Source organism: Acidovorax sp. LjRoot66 (assembly GCF_964253305.1).
GTDB lineage: Bacteria > Pseudomonadota > Gammaproteobacteria > Burkholderiales > Burkholderiaceae_C > Acidovorax.
On record NZ_CAXUQU020000001.1, the window covers coordinates 2251660 to 2267349 of the forward strand.

A 15690-nucleotide genomic window follows, 5' to 3' on the forward strand; every position below is an offset into this window, starting at 1 on the left:
GCGCGATGCTCACCGGCACCCCACCGCCCGCATATCCTCCGACCCCACCCGCACCGTGCTGCCTGGCTTGGTGATCGCACAGCGCGACGTGAAGTAGAACGACAACCGGTCGCGCACCGGCGTGCCGCCCACCAGGTAGGGGCGGTTGCCCTTCATGACCGAATCCCCCGCCGCAGCCTTGTCGTACAGCCCCTGGCTGATGTTGTGCCGGTCGGCAGAGTCGTCGAAGGTCTGCGCCGTGAGCCGCCGGAACGCATCGGCCGCCAGCGCCGGGTCGTGCGCGCCTTTCAGGTAGCGGTCGAACCAGGCCAGCGTGTAGTAGTTGATGACCGATTCACCATACCGGCTGGCCGGCCCGCCAAACAGCGAGAAGTCCAGGTGCGTGCCCGCGCGCAGCGCCACCAGCATGGTGTCCACCCCGGCGCCCTTGAGCTCCTGGTAGCCCAGGTCCTTGGGGTGGGGCTCGGCCCCACGGCCCCGGCCGCCCTGGGTATTCGTCTTGGCGGGCTCGGGCGCTTCGGTGGTGGGGATCACCTTGAAGTAGTAGTCCGCCCCAATACCCAGCGCCGGTGTGCGAATGGCGACGTCCGCCGGTGGGTCCATGCCGATCTTGTCGACCCAGCCGGTCTTGAGTGCCGTGAGGTTGTCCCACGACACGATGGCGCCGATGCGCTTGTCGGTTTGCCCGATCAGGCTGGCCGTGCTGCCGCCTTGCGAGTGGCCCGCAATACCCACCATGCGCGCGTCCAGCTCCTTCCCGTGCGGGAAGGCACCGCCGGCCAGCGGGGCGGATGGCGTGGCCAAAACCCAGTCCACCACGCTCTGCGCGTCGGGGCCGTGCGTGCCCATGGGGGCAGTGGTTTCCAGCGCGATCGTCATGTAGCCCGCCTCGGCCAGCACCTGTGCGGCCGAACGGTGCAGCCGTTTGGAGCTGTAGCCGCCATGCACGATCACCACCGCAGGGTAGGGCGGCTCGAAGGCCTTGAGGCCTGCCGGCATGCCCCTGCAGGTGCCTGCGGAGCAGGGCCGGTAGATCTCCACCGCAATCGGTTTGCCCGATGCGGATGGTGTGCTCGCCTCGGTGTACCGAAAGCGCTTGTCGGCATGGCTGGCCGGGTTGCGATAGGCGTCGAGCGCAGGCGTCTTGCCCGGGGTGAACAGCGAGGCGGGTTGCTGCGCAAAGTCGTCGATGCGCTGGCGTGCGCAGGCCATATTGTCGGCATCGCGCTGCTTCCACTCGGCCGAGCCGGGAGCGGGCGATTCGTGCTGCACCGGGCCCAGGCAGTCCAGCGGCGCGGGCTCTGCCGCATGGGCAGCAGCGCCCAGGCCGCCCAGGGCCAGCAGTGCTGCTGCGGCAAGGCCACTGCTGCGCATCACTTGGCACCCCAGGCGCTCGCGTTGCGCTTCATGAACGCCGCCAGCGGCCGGATCACATTGTTCGTCGCATCGTCGTCGGCCGTCACGATGTCCACGTGCGAATAGCCCTCGCTCATGTGTACCTCAAAGCCGCCTTCCACCCCGCCGTACTGGCGGTTGGCCACCAGTGTGGGCTGGCCGGCGGGCGTGCGCGCCATGCCGGCCTTGCAGCTGGCTGCGGCGCAGGGCGCAATCGCCTCGGCAAAGCCACGCCAGATGCCGGCCACGGGCGTGAGGCCATTGGTGCCGCCAAACGCGATGACGGGGATGTCGATCTTCTTCGCCTGCGTCTGGTTCACGATGTCGGCCCGGCCGCGCCCGCCCTGGCTGGCGGGCAGCGACAGGGCGCTGGTATCCAGCCCCAGGTTGGCGCCGCCGCTGCCCTCGGCATTGGCGAGCAGCAGGCCCGAGCTGGGGTAGTACCAATCGCTGTAGGTGGTGTTGCCCACAAACAGCGCGCGCGCCATGCGCTTGAGGTTGGTGGGCTCCACCTCCTTGCCCCAGGCGGGCGGGTTGGCCACCAGCGTGGCTGGCTGCGGCCCAAAGTCACGGTACGCCGTTGCAGGCAGCGTGTCGGTGTTGTCCAGCCAGGTGCGCAGGCCGTCGGCCCGCGCCGGGCCCAGGGCGCCCATCGACACCGAATAGAACACCGTGCGCTGCAGGTTGTCATCGTCCATGAAGGTGCCAATCGCCGCGCCCGCCGTGACCGGGAAATCGCGCTTGGTGAAGTCCGCCACGCGGCTGTACACGTTGTTGCCCGCCACGCCCCCCTGGTCCGCCTGCAGCAGCGCCTGCGTGCCGTTGATGGTGCCCTCGAAGGCCATCTGCATGCCTGCGATCTCGGTCGATGCGCTCACGCGCGGCGTGAGGCCCGGGCGCGACACAAAGCCCGGCTCCGCCCCCGAGGCCACCGCCGCATACAGCCCGCCATCGGCCGCGCGCACCACCGCATCGAGCTGCGCCGCCGTGGGCGCGCTCGTTGCCAGCGCACCGCCGGGGCCCTCAAACAGCACCAGCCCCTTGAGTTTTGCGTAACCCGGCTGCGCCGGCCCCGTGCCCGTGAGGTTGAAGTCCGTGGCCGCATAGCGCGCCACAAAGCCCGTGCCCGCCGAATGCCCGCCCAGAAACACGTTGCCATTGCGCGCCACCGTGTGCGCTGCAGTCACCACCGCGTCCAGGTCCAGCGAATGCACCTGCGGCGTCCAGTCCGCCAAAAACGGGATCTCACGGCTTTCATGAAACACCGCGCGCCGCGCCAGCTTGGCCGGCAGGGGCAGGCCCAGCTCGCCGCCGTACAGAAAATTCAGGCCCAGGGCCGCATCGCGCTCGCGCTCTGCGATCTGCAGGCCCTCCATGTCCTGCAGCGCCACAGAGCGGCGGTCAACCCCCCACACCTCCACCACCGCCTGGTGGTCGGCCCACATGCGGCGCACCAGGTTCTCGGCCAGGATGAGGTAGCTGTGCGACGCCGCCAGCGTGCCCGGCATGGCCACCAGCACCGCATCCACCGGCTTGGCCGCGTTGGCCGCCAACCCATAGCGCGTGTAGCGCACCCGGTTCAGATCCGGCCCCGCCGCGCCGAACTGCGTGGCCAGCTTGCTGCCTGGTGCCACCGTGACGCCTGCCGTGCCCGGCGTGCGCGCCGCCTTGGCGCGGCTGGCCAGCTCGTGCGTGCTGATGGTGAACTCGCCGGAGGTGGCGCCGCCATCCACCAGTGCCTGCCCACCACCGCCGCAGGCCGTCAGCGCAGCGGCCAGGCTCAGGCCCAGCAGCGTGCGGCGCAGGGGCGCGCCGGTGTGGTTGTTGCAGATATCTCTTTTGTTCTTTTGCATGCTTGTCTCCTTGATGGTGGGGGAAGTGGTGGGTAAAAAATGGGCGCAAGCTGGCGCTGCAGGTGCGTTGCCCAAGCAACGCACACGCGTGTCAACATCAGCAGGGAGTTAAGCGGTTAAGAAAGCCTCTCTGGCTAGGCGCTTCTGTCGCAGACAGTACGTTCAGTACGGCAAGACAGAACAACGACGCCAGGGAGGCTTTATTAGCCGCTCAACCCAGCCACCAGATAAGTCAAAAACTCTTCTTGCTCGCGCGCTTCATTGCCGGGCATCGACAGCTCCATGGCGCCAAACGGCGAGCGCCGCATGTAGCTGCGGTACGAGATGCCGTAGTACACGGCGTTCATGGTCAGCAGCAGCCGAAACTGGATCGTCTCGCGCCCCACAGCGGGCATCAGCGCCTGCAGCCGCGCCAGGGTCAGCTCCAGCGTGCGGCGGTGCAGGGCGGCCGATATTTCCTGCCCCTTCTCGCCATAGTCCCACCCCAGCCGGCCGATGAAGTTGACCGCATCGCGCCCCAGCGCGGGCTCGCCCAGCATGGCGATCACGGGGCCAAAGGCCGCCTCCACCACATCGCGCACGGTGTAGCCCGGCTGGTCCGCCAGTGCCTGCAGCCGCGCACAGGCCCGCGGCTCCAGCCATTGCTGCAGAAAGTGGGTGATCGCTTCGATCAGCTCATCGCGCCCGCCAAAGTGGTAGTGCAGTGCCGAAGGGTTCTGCGCCCCCGCCGCGATCACGATGCGCCGCAGCGACACGGCGTTCATCCCCTCGCGCGCCATGAGGTGCATGGCTTCTTCGATCAGGCGGGTGCGGGTGGCCTGCGGGTCGGTGGGGGAGGGGGCTGGCGGCGAAGGATCATCGGCAGGCAATGCAAGGGCAGGCGTCATGGGGTGAATAATGCACTTGAATTAATTCATGTGCATTAGGGCTTGCCCTCACCGTGCCGCTTTGGCGGCGAATGCAGTCGATGCTCCTTCTGCAACAGGCTCCTTACGCCACTTCCTCTTGGTAGTAACCCAACAGTAGCGCTTGAAGCTCTGGGGGGAGGTGCGCATTGAATCGGTCTGCTTCATGTTTGGACAGCGAAAAGCCCTCCGCATAAAGGACCGCAATCCAGGTGGGCTCGATGCGCCTTAGCTCTGGTTCCCGCTCTTGCCCCAGTGCGTACCGCATTGCGTTGACCACTTGCTTGTTCTGCGCGATTTCCAGCAGCTTGGCACGCTGGCGGCTGGTTCCAATGGCCGATGTGAAAAGCAACGCACGAAGCTGGGTCAGGTTGTGCTTCCATGATGCGCGCAGGGCTTCATCGTCGTCCGACAGGTCGACGATGCGGGTCAGGGCGTGGGTATACCGGGTGAGGTCAGAGCGCTCTTGCAGAGCGCTGATCGATTCACGCACCAACTGCGGCTTGGCCGAAAGGAGCAGCTTGGAGCCGGCATCAAATGCAGCCCACTGGTCCCATCCCTTCCAGATGATGCAGCGGATGAATTCTTCAGCCGATTTGGGCTTCTGCAAAAATTGATCGCTGTAGGGGTGCATGTCGGGAGAACCGTGGTTGCCGTCGGGTTCCCGGCAGCACTTGGAGTCTAGCCGCATGCTGGCTTTCTTGGATCGAGATGGGGTAGCTGTTCGCTTGCCGTCGTTCCAGGGCGCCGCCGCTCTTGGAAGATTGCGGACCAAGACGGTAAAGTGATTGCCTCCATGATCGCGCGCTCCTGCCTTGCTGAGCCATCACCGAATTCAGGCCCAAAATGGCAGAGTTCTTGCGTGTCCCATGGCTTGTGCCAACGCGCAGCATGTCTTTTTCCTAGCTAAGGTGCCTTCGATGCTCTTCCCCTCTTTCCACCCCGCGCGCTGGCTCCTGCTGGCCCTTGCTGCGCTGTCCATTTCCGGCTGCGCGACATCGCCCTCGGCCACCAGCACCGCACCCATCCGCGTCAAGGTCTTCGTCGCCGCCATGTTCGAGATCGGCAAAAACACCGGCGACCGCGCGGGTGAGTTCCAGCACTGGTACGAGCGGTATTGGAAAGAGGCCACTCCCATCACCGTACCCGGCGCCCTGGGCCCCGTGTACTGCAATGCCGACGGCGTGTGCGGCGCCGTGCTGGGCATGGGCAAGGTCAATTCGTCGTCGTCCATGCAGGCCATTCTGCTCAACCCGAAGTTCGACTTTGCGCAGGCGTACTACGTGATCTCCGGCGTGGCCGGCACGCCGCCGCAGCGGGGCACCATTGGCGACGTGAGCTGGGGCACCTGGCTGGTCGACTACGACCTGGGCCACCGCTGGGCGCCTGAGGAAAACAAGGCCGGCGAGCCCACCTTCATGCCGCGCAAGGGCTATGAGGAATACCGCCGCTTTCAGCTGAACCCCCTGCTGGTCGACTGGGCCATGAACCTCAGTGTCGACGCGCCGCTCAAGGACTCAGAAGGCGCCCGCGTCTACCGCCAGCGCTACCCCGACGAGGCCGCCCGCCGCGGCCCCAGCGTCATCACCGGCACCCACATGACCGGCGACACGTTCTTCCACGGCCCCGGCATGTCCAAGCAGGCGCAGTACATCGCCAAGCTCTACGGGGCGGATGACTATGTGATCACCGAAATGGAGGCCGCCGCCATTGCCCTGGTGGTCAAGCGCACCCACGGCACCGACCGCCTAATGAGCCTGCGCGGGGCGGTCAATTTTGACCAGGGCAACCCCAAGGAAACCACGCTGCAGCATCTGGACCCGGCGCCGGGCGAAACGGCCGGGGGCTTTGCAGAGACGGTGGAGAACGTGGCCCTGGTGGGCACGCGGGTGGTGGACCACATTGTGCGGAATTGGGGGCAGTGGCGGGGTGGGGTGCCGGCGCGGTAGGGTGTGTCTCATTCGAGCCAGTCTACGGAGACAGTCCAATTTGGGCTGACCTTTGTCCTTGTAAATCGCCGCAAGAATCCCCGCGTGCGGTTGTGTAGTGGACTCGGGCAAGGCATCGGCGCCACTCCGTGCAATCGCCTAGCTAGCTGGGGTGGCGGCTAGCGCTGTATGGTCCAAAGGAGGGGCCTTGACAGCGGCGCGGCCTAAGGGGGACTTAGCTTGCAACCGGATACACTACTTTTACAAAATTAAGATTGGGAGAAAACGTGGATCCGTTTTATCGCTGGCTGGCTTTAGAGGCTCTAGTGCCATTGTTTGGTGCTGCAGTTCTTTTTGTCATATGGGGTGGCCTGCGGTACGTTGCCATGTCCAGCAAAGACGGGTATGTTTACCAGTGGAAGCAAGCGTTTGACCCCATGGGCTGGCTGTACGGCGGTGCGGTGCTAGCGTTTCAAGCCGGTACGAAGGGCATCGGCATAGCAAATAGTGGGACGCTCCCTTATTGGTGCTACGGCTCAGCAGTCATTTGCGTATTGCTGCTGATTGCAGCCATGACTGAGCGCGGACATTCCACTTCTTGGGCTCCACCAAAGTCGCTCACACTGGTTTCGCTTGTGCTGGTCATATTTATTGTTGTCGCTAGTTGCAGCGTTCAACAGCTTGGAGTAGGAGTACAACCATGAAGCCAAAGAAGCAACGATCTAAGGGTAGGCATCATCATGTGAAACCCTCTCTTGACCGGGGATCAGAGCCCTCTCTCTCTTCGGTTAAAAAGACTACCCAGGCGCCTCTCTTGACGTCACGAAATGCTTCGCACTTTACAAACATTGCCACTCTCCTAGGAGGGGCTGCGACAACCGGTTTAGCAGTGGCAACGATTTTGCCTATGGCTCCAATAGTTACGCTGGCGGCTTCTGCAGTTGGGTCAATTGCAGCTTTTTTAGTTGGACGCAAACTTGACAGCGGTGGTCGCTAGCTTTATCACCGTGCGGTGCGGGTTGCTTGTCGTTCTAATTGACTAGGTTATTGAGCGGTCATTTCGAGGTAAATCCCCTCATTCACCTGCTGCTTCTTCAACTTCCTTGCCAACTTCCTCCGGCGCATCCCCAGCCTCCGCGCCGTCTCCGAGATGTTGAACCCGGTCTCCGCCAGCAACTCGTAAATGCGCTCCCACTCCAGCGTCTTGAGCGAGCTGGAGCGGCCAAAGCCGGCCTCGATGTCGTCGGTGTTCGACGGCTTGGCCAGGTAGTGACAGACGTCGAGCAGCTTCACTTCGAGCGGACCCGCCGCCCCCTCGCTAAATTCCCCGCCAACTCCTCCCGCGTCTGCCTCCAAAACGCCTTCCAAGCCGGCTGCCCAGGCCGACTGCGCCACGACTCGCTCAGCGGGCTGTGGTCCACAGTGTCAAAACCACACTGGTCGTACAGCCGCGCCACCAGCTCCACAGCCTCGGGGTAGTCGCTCGATGCCGCCAGTGCCAGCCGGCCGGGCGTGCCGGTTGGTTGCCCGGCGGTGAGGATGCGCGGCGCCTGGATGTGGGTGAAGGCCTTGACCACCTTGGAGGTGGGCAACTGCCGTTGCCGCAGCTCGTGCTCCGTGGCCTCGCCCGATTCGACCGCCACGTACAGGCCGTCGCGCCAGGCCATGTAGTTGTTGGTGTCGATCACGATCTTGCCCGCCAGCTCCTGCACGGGCATGTTGTTGACCAGCTTGAGGGGCACGGCGATGACCACGAAGTCCCCAGCCGCCGCAGCGCCGGCCGCGGTGGCGGCGCGGGCCTGGGGGCCGAGTGTGGCAACTAGCTCCGCTAGGGTCTCGGGGTTGCGGGAGTTGGCGATCACTACCTCGTAGCCATTGGCGATGGCGGCGCGCGCGATGTGGCTGCCGACTTCGCCTGCGCCGATGATGCCGATGACCGTGGCCATGCGTGCGTGCCCCTGCGTCAGATCTGGAAGCCGCCGCTCACGTCGAGCACGCCGCCCGTGACGTAGCCAGCCTCTGGTCCGGCCAGAAAGCACACGGCAGCGGCCACTTCTTCCACGGTGGCGATGCGGCGTATGGCGTGCAGGTCCATGATGCTGTCGGGCAGGTTGCCGGCTGCGCCAGCGGCCATGTCGGTGGGCATGATGCCGGGCTGCACCACGTTCACGGTGATATTGCGCGGGCCCAGGTCGCGGCCCACGCCCTTGGCGTACCCGACGATGGCGGCCTTGGTGCCGGCATAGTCCGCCACGCCCGCAAAGGCCACGCGGCTGCCCAGGCCAGAGCCGATGAAGACGATGCGCCCGCCGTTTACCAGCCGGGGCGCGGCGGCGCGCGTGGTGGCCACGGCGCCGAGCACGTTGATGCGCCACTGCAGGTCCAGGCCTTCGGTATCGAGGCCAGGGTCGCCCACCGCCTTGCCTTGCACGGCAATGGCGGCGTTGTTGACCAGGATGTCGAGCTGACCGAAGTGGGCCAGCACGGCGTCGAGCAGCGGCTTGGCGGCCGTTGGGTCGGCCTGGTCGCTCTGCACGGCCAGGGCGCGCACGCCCTTGGCCTTGAGCTGTTCGACGATGGCCTGCGCCTTGTCGGCCGATGCCACATAGCTGATGGCCACGTCGGCCCCCTTGTCTGCCAGCGCCAGCGCGGTGGCCGCGCCCAGCCCGCGCGAGCCGCCCGTGACGAGTGCCACCTTGCCTGCCAATGATTTCTGCATGAAAAACTCCTGTGTGGGTGAGTTGATCGCCCTCGCCACGATGGCTCAGGTCGAAACATAACAGTCGTTATGATAACGAATGTTATGAAATTCGACAGGAAGGGTCAAGCGGTTTAATATCGACCGTTATGAAAAAAGCCGAGGCAGTGGTCTGATGGGGCGGCAGCGAGAGTTCGACGTGAACGTGGCGCTGGATGCTGCGCTGTGCGTGTTCTGGCGCAAGGGGTACGAGGGTGCCTCGTACACCGACCTGGTTCAGGCCACAGGCGTGGAGCGGCCCGCGCTGTACTCGGCCTTCGGCAACAAGGAGGCGCTGTTCCTGCGGGCGCTGGAGCGGTACTACGAGCACTACATGGATTTCATCCCCGTGGGGCTCACGCAGCCGACCTCGCGCGGGGTGGCGGAGTACATCCTGCGCAATGCCGTGGAGCTCAACACGCGTTACCCAGACCACACGGGTTGCCTGGGCATCAACGGCGTGCTGGCCGGCTCGGACGATGCCGAGCCCGTGAGGCGCGCGCTGATCGATGCGCGGGCCAACGGTGAGGCGTTGCTGCGCGAGCGCTTCGAGCGCGCCCAGCAGGAGGGCGACCTGCCGCCCTCGGCCAACTGCGCGGCGCTGGCCACCTACCTGTGCACGGTGCTGCACGGCATGGGGGTGCAGGCCAAGGCGGGGTTCAGCCGCGAGGTGCTGAATGGGGTGGTGGACCAGGCGCTGTCGACCTGGCCCAAGGCCGCCTGATCAAGGCGGGGAGCGCCTTCAGCTCACCTGCTGCTTTTCGAGCTTGCGGGCTAAGGTGCGGCGGTGCATCCCCAACCGCCGCGCAGTCTCCGAAATATTGAACCCCGTCTCCGCCAGCACCTCGTGAATCCGCTCCCACTCCAGCGTCTTGAGCGAGCTGGATCGGTTGGTCACATCCACCCCGGTGTCCCCAGCCTTCAAGCCAAACGCGGCCTCGATGTCGTCGGTGTTCGATGGCTTGGCCAGGTAGTGGCAGGCGCCCAGCTTCACGGCCTCCACCGCGGTGGCGATGCTGGCGAAACCCGTGAGCACGACGATGAGCATGGCTTCGCTGGCGGCGTGCAGCCTTTGCACGCAGGCTAAACCGGATGCGTCGCCCTTGAGCTTCAAGTCCACTACGGCGTAGCCGGGGGTGTGCTGGGTGAGCAATGCTTCCACCTCGGGCAGGCTGGCGGCCTGCAGCACGCGGTAGCCGCGGCGTTCGAACGAGCGGGCCAGGGTGCGGGCAAAGGCCTCGTCGTCTTCGACGATGAGCAGTTGGGGCTTTTCCTTTGCATCCTTGGAGGATGGGTCTGCTGCGGGGCTGCTGCTGCTGCTGGCGGTGGTGATTTCGTCCATGGCGGTCGGGCTCGGGTTTTGTACTAGTACGAATTCAACTTTGACTGGCTACAAAAGCTGCTTGTTGGTCTGGTTGTCCAGCCAATCCAGCCAATCCATCCAGCGCACGCAAATCCGTGGCCATCACACCGGCCGGTGGCCGCGCGGCATGGCCACGGCTGCCAGGGGCAGGCGGATGCTCACTTCGGCCCCGCCCTCGGGGGCGCGGTTGCGGGCCGTGACGCTGCCGCCCAGGGTGCGCGCCACGTTCACCACCAGGTACAGGCCCAGGCCGCTGCCGGGGCGCTGCTTGGTTGACTGATACGGCTCGCCCAGGTGGTCCAGCATGCCGGGCGCAAAGCCGGGGCCTGCATCGTTGACGGTGATGCACAGGGCGGGCACCTCGGCCTTGTCGTCGCGGGTGATGAGCAGTTCCACCCACTGGGGCGAGGCGTCGCGTGCATTGTCCAGCACATTGAAAACCATCTGCTTCAACGTGGTGTCCGACACCATGGGCGTGTCGTCGCCAAAGTCGTTGCGGTACGAAAACGCGGGTATCGACCGCGTGGTGCGCCATTCGTCGGCCAGGGCGTCGACAAACGTTCTCACGGTGGTCTGGGCCGACTCTTCACCGCGCGCCTCACCGGCCGACAGCAAAATGCCGCTGACAATGCTCTTGCAGCGCTGCACCTGCGTGCGCATTTCTTCGATGTCCTCGCGCAGCACTTCGTCGCCCATCAGCTCCTGGTCGTGCTGCCAGTCGCCCAGAATCACGGCCAGGGTGGACAGCGGGGTGCCCAGTTCGTGCGCGGCGCCCGATGCGAGCAGGCCCATGCGCACGATGTGCTCTTCTTCCACCCGGCGGCGGCGCGCGGCGGCCAGGCGGGCGTCGCGCTCGCGCAGGTTCAGGCTGATGCGGGTGATAAACACCACCACCAAAATCGCGTTGAGCACAAAGCACACCAGCAGGCCAATGACGTACAGGCTCGACAGGCCCTGGTGCAGGTCTTGCGGCAGCTCCAGCGGCAGGTGGTGGGTGGCCAGCACGCAAAAGCACACGGTGGTGATGACCACCATGCTCCAGATGTAGGCCCCGCGCAGCAGTATGGCGCCCAGCGCGATCTGCAGCAGGTACAAAAAGACAAAGGGGTTGCTGGTGCCGCCGCTCAAATACAGCTGGGTGGTGAGCACGGCCACGTCCACCAGCAGGGCCAAAAACAGCTCCACATTGCGCACCTGCACGCCCGTGCGCAGGCGCAGCAGGCTGACCACGTTGAACACGGCCAGGCAGCCCACCACCATCAGCATCTGGTGCAGGGGGATGGTCAGGCGCAGGCTGTGGTGCGCCACCTCGATGGTGAAGACCTGGCCAATGACGGCCATCCAGCGCAGCTGGATGAGCTGCTGCAGGTTCTTGATGCCGGCGGCGGCATCGGCAGCGCGCGGGTTGCGCAAGAACTCGGCGCTCTTGGCGATGCGTAGAAGGGGCATGGTGGGAGTCTACCGGCGCCGCTCGTAGCGCACCACGAACCAGCCCGCGCCCAGCACCATCAGCGCCAGGCCGTACCAGGTGAGGGCATACACCGCATGGCTGTTGGCAAAGCGGATGGTGGTGAGCCCCGCGCGCGGCCAGGTGGTGCCCGCCGTGGTGGCGGCGGTGCCGGCCACTTCCACCGCCTCGGCGCTCGGGTTGGCCACGCCGCGCTGGGGCAGGCCGGCGTCGATGAAGAAGGGGGCGGGGCGGGGCAGTTGCAGTGCCTGGGCGATGGCCGCCACATCGCGCGAGAACCAGCGCTGCTCGGCCGGGTCGTTGCTGCGCAAGAAGCCGCCCTTGGGCTCGGTCATGCGGATGAGGCCCTGCACGGTGGCGGGGGCGGCATCGACTGCCTTGCCGGCCCACTCTGCGCGCTGGTCCTGCGGGATGAAGCCGCGGTTCACCAGCACCTGGGTGCCGTCGGCCTGCTGCAGCGCGCTGATGACCCAGAAGCCCGAGCCCAGGGCCGTGACGGCCTGGGTGAGCACGGTCTTGCCTGGCAGCCAGTGGCCGTTGACGGCCACGGGCAGGTATTCATGCGTGTCGGCCGTGATGCCGGGCCAGTCGCTGGCCGGGGGCAGGGCCACGGGGGCGGCGTGCACGCGCTGGTCCACGCGCTCGATGAGGTCGAGCTTCCACACCCGCCGTTGCACCTGCCAGGTGCCCAGCGCCACAAAGCCCAGGAAGAGGGCGATGCCCAGCACCAGCAGCACGGCGCGGCGCCAGCGCCGAGGGGATGGGGGGGCGTTGGTTGCGGACATCGGGAATTCCTTTGCTTGGTCGATTGCACGGCCCCAAAACGGCTGCGGCCGCTGTGGGCGGCCGCTTCGCAAGGGTTGGTGTGCGCCCCGCCCCGCATCGTCGTGGGGCGTCGGGGCGCTGCACCCATCAGGGCGTGTGGTGGCTTGCCGCTGCGCCGGCTTCGCTCTGGGTGGGCGGTGTTGGCGTGGGGTGGTTGGGCATCATGTTGGCGTTCATGTGGAACATGACCCAGAGCGTGCCGCTGATGGCAATGGCCACGAAGACCACGGTGAAGATGGTGGACAGCAGCGTCCAGCCGCCCTCGACCTTGCCGTTCATGTGCAGGAAGCAGACCATGTGTACCAGGATCTGCACCACCGCGAAGCCGCCGAGCACGAGGATGGCGGTGTTGCGGTCGGCGATGACCTTGGCCATGACCAGCCAGAACGGGATGGCGGTGAGGATGATGGACAGCACGAAGCCGACCATGTAGCCCGAGAAGGTGCTGTGCGGGCCCACGTCGCCATGGTGGTCGTCGTGGTGATCGTCATGGCCGTGGCCATCGTTGGCGGTGTGTTGCGCGGCGCTCATTTACAGCACTCCCATCAGGTACACGAAGGTGAAGACGCCGATCCAGACGACGTCCAGAAAGTGCCAGAACATCGACAGGCACATCAGGCGGCGCTTGTTCTCGTGGATCAGGCCGTGCTTCTTGATCTGCAGCATCAGCACCACCAGCCAGACCAGGCCGAAGGTGACGTGCAGGCCGTGGGTGCCGACCAGCGTGAAGAAGGCCGACAAAAAGGCGCTTCGCTGCGGGCCCGCGCCCTGGTGGATCAGGTGGTGAAACTCATACAGCTCCAGCCCCAGGAAGCACAGGCCGAACACGCCGGTGATGGCCAGCCACAGCAGCGTGCCATTCACGTTGTTCTGCTGCTTCTTGATCATCGCGAAGCCGAAGGTGATCGACGACGCCAGCAGGAAGGCGGTGTTGATGGCCACCAGCGTCAGGTCGAACAGCTGCGCGCCGGTGGGGCCGGCGGCGTAGCTGCGGCCCAGCACGCCGTAGGTGGCGAACAGCGCAGCGAAGATGAGGCAGTCGCTCATCAGGTAGAGCCAGAAGCCCAGGGCGGTACCGTTCTCGGGGTGCGGCTCGTGCGCCAGGTGGTATTCGCGGCGGGCCAGCGTGGCGGCGGTGGGGCCGCCTGCCGTGATGGCGGCGGCGGCTTGGTTGTAGGTGATATCAGACATGGCTGGCACGCAGTTGTTGGGTACGCAGGTTCTCGGTCTCCGTCACTTGCGCGGCGGGGATGTAGAAGTCACGCTTGTAGTTGAACGTGTGGACGATGGCCACCAGCACCACGCCCGCAAACGACAGGCCGGCCAGCAGCCACATGTGCCAGATGAGGGCGAAGCCCAGCACCAGCGACAGCGCCGAGATGATCACGCCCGCACCCGTGTTGGCCGGCATGTGGATGGGCGCAAAACCGGTGAGGGGGCGCGCATAGGCGTGCTTCTTCATGTCCCACCAGGCATCGATCTCGTACACCTTGGGGGTGAAGGCGAAGTTGTAGTCCGGCGGGGGCGACGAGGTGGCCCACTCCAGCGTGCGGGCGTCCCATGGGTCGCCGGTGTGGTCGCGCAGCTGTTCGCGCTTGAGGTAGCTCACCACGATCTGGATCAGCAGGCAGGCGATGCCCAGGGCGATCAGGCCGGCGCCGATGGCGGCGATGACGAACCAGATCTGCAGCGACTGGTCTTCGAAGTGGTTCGCACGGCGGGTGACGCCCATCAGGCCCAGGATGTACAGCGGCATGAAGGCCACGTAGAAGCCCACCACCCACAGCCAGAAGGAGCACAGGCCCCAGAAGCGGTCAAGCTTGTAGCCGAAGGCCTTGGGGTACCAGTAGTTGATGCCGGCGAACAGGCCGAACAGCACGCCACCGATGATCACGTTGTGGAAGTGGGCGATCAAAAACAGGCTGTTGTGCAGCACGAAGTCGGCCGGGGGCACGGCCAGCAGCACGCCGGTCATGCCGCCGATGGCGAAGGTGACCATGAAGGCCAGGGTCCACATCATGGGCAGCTCGAAGCGGATACGGCCCTTGTACATGGTGAACAGCCAGTTGAAGATCTTCGCGCCCGTGGGGATCGAGATGATCATCGTGGTGATGCCGAAGAAGGTGTTCACGCTGGCGCCGGAGCCCATGGTGAAGAAGTGGTGCAGCCACACCAGGTACGACAGGATGGTGATAACGACCGTGGCGTAGACCATGGAGGTGTAGCCGAACAGGCGCTTCTTGCAGAACGTGGCCACCACTTCGGAGAAGATGCCGAAGCAGGGCAGGATCAGGATGTAGACCTCGGGGTGGCCCCAGATCCAGATCAGGTTCACGTACAGCATGGCGTTGCCGCCCAGGTCGTTGGTGAAGAAGTTGGTGCCGGCATAGCGGTCCAGCGACATCAGCACCAGCGCTGCGGTGAGCACGGGGAAGGATGCGACGATGAGTGCATTGGTGCACAGGGCCGTCCACGTGAAGATGGGCATGCGCATGAGGTTCATGCCGGGTGCGCGCATCTTGATGATGGTGACGATCAGGTTGATGCCCGAGAGCGTGGTGCCCACCCCGGCGATCTGCAGCGCCCAGATGTAGTAGTCAAGCCCCACCCCCGGGTTCTGCGCCCCCAGGTTCGACAGCGCCAGCCAGCCGGCGGTGGAGAACTCGCCCAGGAACAGCGACACCATCACCAGGATGGCACCGGCGGTGGTCATCCAGAAGCTGAAGTTGTTGAGGAACGGGAAGGACACGTCGCGCGCGCCGATCTGCAGCGGCACGAGGTAGTTCATGAGGCCCGTGACCAGCGGCATGGCCACGAAGAAGATCATGATCACGCCGTGGGCGGTGAAGATCTGGTCGTAGTGGTGCGGCGGCAGGTAGCCCATGTTGTCGCCAAAGGCCATGGCCTGCTGCAGGCGCATCATCAGCGCGTCGGCAAAGCCGCGCAGCAGCATGACCACGCCCAGGATCATGTACATGATGCCGATCTTCTTGTGGTCGATGCTGCAGATCCAGTCGCGCCACAGGGTGCCCCACAGGCGGAACTTGGTGATGCCGGCCAGCACGGCCAGGCCACCGAGCACGACGCCGATGAAGGTGATCAGCACGATGGGCTCGTGCGCCATGGGAATGGAGTCCCAGGTGATTCGGCCCAGGGCCCAATGCGGTGGTGCGGTAACGGGTGAGGTGGACATGTTCGTCAGTCTCTTAGGCGCGG

General features: G+C 65.3%; 15 protein-coding genes and 1 pseudogene. 3 read left to right on the top strand and 13 right to left on the bottom strand.

Going from position 1 to position 15690, the window contains the following annotated elements:
• Nucleotides 1-9: 9 nt before the first annotated feature.
• From ACSQ3Y_RS10385 to ACSQ3Y_RS10400, 4 genes are all read right to left on the bottom strand, one after another.
• Nucleotides 10-1374 carry an alpha/beta hydrolase family protein gene (locus ACSQ3Y_RS10385; protein WP_436177213.1) on the bottom strand — a complete coding sequence of 455 codons (1365 nt, stop codon included), beginning with the start codon at nt 1372-1374 and terminating at the stop codon, nt 10-12.
• Complete coding sequence (locus ACSQ3Y_RS10390) at nt 1374-3248, bottom strand: hypothetical protein (RefSeq protein ID WP_436177214.1); 1875 nt, start codon at nt 3246-3248, stop codon at nt 1374-1376. Before ACSQ3Y_RS10390 ends, ACSQ3Y_RS10385 begins: the two co-directional genes overlap by 1 nt.
• A gap of 203 nt (nt 3249-3451) precedes the next feature.
• Complete coding sequence (locus tag ACSQ3Y_RS10395) at nt 3452-4135, bottom strand: TetR family transcriptional regulator (protein WP_057206607.1); 684 nt, start codon at nt 4133-4135, stop codon at nt 3452-3454.
• 103 nt (nt 4136-4238) lie between these two features.
• Nucleotides 4239-4787 (bottom strand): hypothetical protein, encoded by a 549-nt coding sequence (locus ACSQ3Y_RS10400; protein WP_162261449.1) that lies wholly within the window; start codon nt 4785-4787, stop codon nt 4239-4241.
• A gap of 286 nt (nt 4788-5073) precedes the next feature.
• On the opposite strand from ACSQ3Y_RS10400, the gene ACSQ3Y_RS10405 reads away from it, so the two are divergent.
• A complete protein-coding gene (locus tag ACSQ3Y_RS10405; protein WP_436177215.1) occupies nt 5074-6102 on the top strand; it encodes a purine-nucleoside phosphorylase in 1029 nt (342 codons plus the stop codon).
• Nucleotides 6103-6368: 266 nt separating this feature from the next.
• Entirely contained in the window at nt 6369-6785 is a 417-nt protein-coding gene (locus ACSQ3Y_RS10410; RefSeq protein WP_436177216.1) for a hypothetical protein, read from the top strand.
• A gap of 340 nt (nt 6786-7125) precedes the next feature.
• On the opposite strand, the pseudogene ACSQ3Y_RS10415 reads toward ACSQ3Y_RS10410, so the two are convergent.
• The 3 genes and pseudogenes from ACSQ3Y_RS10415 to ACSQ3Y_RS10425 all read right to left on the bottom strand — a co-directional run.
• Nucleotides 7126-7389: pseudogene (locus tag ACSQ3Y_RS10415) on the bottom strand (helix-turn-helix domain-containing protein); the annotation flags it as partial.
• Complete coding sequence (locus ACSQ3Y_RS10420; protein WP_436177217.1) at nt 7371-8027, bottom strand: NADPH-dependent F420 reductase; 657 nt, start codon at nt 8025-8027, stop codon at nt 7371-7373. The gene ACSQ3Y_RS10420 and the pseudogene ACSQ3Y_RS10415, both read right to left, overlap by 19 nt.
• Before the next feature lie 17 nt (nt 8028-8044).
• Nucleotides 8045-8800 (bottom strand): SDR family NAD(P)-dependent oxidoreductase, encoded by a 756-nt coding sequence (locus tag ACSQ3Y_RS10425; protein WP_436177218.1) that lies wholly within the window; start codon nt 8798-8800, stop codon nt 8045-8047.
• Between the two features lie 154 nt (nt 8801-8954).
• Between ACSQ3Y_RS10425 and ACSQ3Y_RS10430 the strand changes: the two genes are divergently transcribed.
• Nucleotides 8955-9542 carry a TetR/AcrR family transcriptional regulator gene (locus tag ACSQ3Y_RS10430; protein ID WP_436177219.1) on the top strand — a complete coding sequence of 196 codons (588 nt, stop codon included), beginning with the start codon at nt 8955-8957 and terminating at the stop codon, nt 9540-9542.
• 18 nt (nt 9543-9560) lie between these two features.
• On the opposite strand, the gene ACSQ3Y_RS10435 is transcribed toward ACSQ3Y_RS10430, so the two are convergent.
• The 6 genes from ACSQ3Y_RS10435 to cyoB form a co-directional block, all read right to left on the bottom strand.
• Nucleotides 9561-10160, bottom strand: a complete 600-nt coding sequence (locus ACSQ3Y_RS10435) for a response regulator transcription factor (RefSeq protein ID WP_436177220.1) — start codon at nt 10158-10160, stop codon at nt 9561-9563.
• Nucleotides 10161-10283: 123 nt separating this feature from the next.
• Complete coding sequence (locus ACSQ3Y_RS10440; RefSeq protein WP_436177221.1) at nt 10284-11630, bottom strand: ATP-binding protein; 1347 nt, start codon at nt 11628-11630, stop codon at nt 10284-10286.
• A 9-nt stretch (nt 11631-11639) separates the two neighbouring features.
• Entirely contained in the window at nt 11640-12434 is a 795-nt protein-coding gene (locus ACSQ3Y_RS10445) for an SURF1 family protein (protein WP_436177222.1), read from the bottom strand.
• Between the two features lie 127 nt (nt 12435-12561).
• Nucleotides 12562-13005 carry a cytochrome o ubiquinol oxidase subunit IV gene (cyoD, locus tag ACSQ3Y_RS10450; protein ID WP_436177223.1) on the bottom strand — a complete coding sequence of 148 codons (444 nt, stop codon included), beginning with the start codon at nt 13003-13005 and terminating at the stop codon, nt 12562-12564.
• The gene (cyoC, locus tag ACSQ3Y_RS10455; protein WP_436177224.1) at nt 13006-13665 is read right to left on the bottom strand and encodes a cytochrome o ubiquinol oxidase subunit III; all 660 of its coding nucleotides are present in this window, start codon (nt 13663-13665) and stop codon (nt 13006-13008) included.
• Nucleotides 13658-15667: a cytochrome o ubiquinol oxidase subunit I gene (gene cyoB / locus ACSQ3Y_RS10460; protein ID WP_428001986.1), complete on the bottom strand. Its 2010-nt coding sequence runs from the start codon at nt 15665-15667 to the stop codon at nt 13658-13660. The genes cyoC and cyoB overlap by 8 nt, the downstream gene beginning before the upstream one ends.
• Nucleotides 15668-15690 lie beyond the last annotated feature (23 nt).

Bases quoted from the DNA above. Each gene is read 5' to 3' on its own strand.
- ACSQ3Y_RS10395 (WP_057206607.1), bottom strand. From the start codon at position 4,135: ATGACGCCTGCCCTTGCATTGCCTGCCGATGATCCTTCGCCGCCAGCC.
- ACSQ3Y_RS10385 (WP_436177213.1), bottom strand. From the start codon at position 1,374: ATGCGCAGCAGTGGCCTTGCCGCAGCAGCACTGCTGGCCCTGGGCGGC.
- ACSQ3Y_RS10435 (WP_436177220.1), bottom strand. From the start codon at position 10,160: ATGGACGAAATCACCACCGCCAGCAGCAGCAGCAGCCCCGCAGCAGAC.
- ACSQ3Y_RS10440 (WP_436177221.1), bottom strand. From the start codon at position 11,630: ATGCCCCTTCTACGCATCGCCAAGAGCGCCGAGTTCTTGCGCAACCCG.
- cyoD (WP_436177223.1), bottom strand. From the start codon at position 13,005: ATGAGCGCCGCGCAACACACCGCCAACGATGGCCACGGCCATGACGAT.
- ACSQ3Y_RS10420 (WP_436177217.1), bottom strand. From the start codon at position 8,027: ATGGCCACGGTCATCGGCATCATCGGCGCAGGCGAAGTCGGCAGCCAC.
- ACSQ3Y_RS10390 (WP_436177214.1), bottom strand. From the start codon at position 3,248: ATGCAAAAGAACAAAAGAGATATCTGCAACAACCACACCGGCGCGCCC.
- ACSQ3Y_RS10445 (WP_436177222.1), bottom strand. From the start codon at position 12,434: ATGTCCGCAACCAACGCCCCCCCATCCCCTCGGCGCTGGCGCCGCGCC.
- ACSQ3Y_RS10405 (WP_436177215.1), top strand. From the start codon at position 5,074: ATGCTCTTCCCCTCTTTCCACCCCGCGCGCTGGCTCCTGCTGGCCCTT.
- ACSQ3Y_RS10425 (WP_436177218.1), bottom strand. From the start codon at position 8,800: ATGCAGAAATCATTGGCAGGCAAGGTGGCACTCGTCACGGGCGGCTCG.
- ACSQ3Y_RS10430 (WP_436177219.1), top strand. From the start codon at position 8,955: ATGGGGCGGCAGCGAGAGTTCGACGTGAACGTGGCGCTGGATGCTGCG.
- ACSQ3Y_RS10400 (WP_162261449.1), bottom strand. From the start codon at position 4,787: ATGCACCCCTACAGCGATCAATTTTTGCAGAAGCCCAAATCGGCTGAA.
- cyoB (WP_428001986.1), bottom strand. From the start codon at position 15,667: ATGTCCACCTCACCCGTTACCGCACCACCGCATTGGGCCCTGGGCCGA.
- cyoC (WP_436177224.1), bottom strand. From the start codon at position 13,665: ATGTCTGATATCACCTACAACCAAGCCGCCGCCGCCATCACGGCAGGC.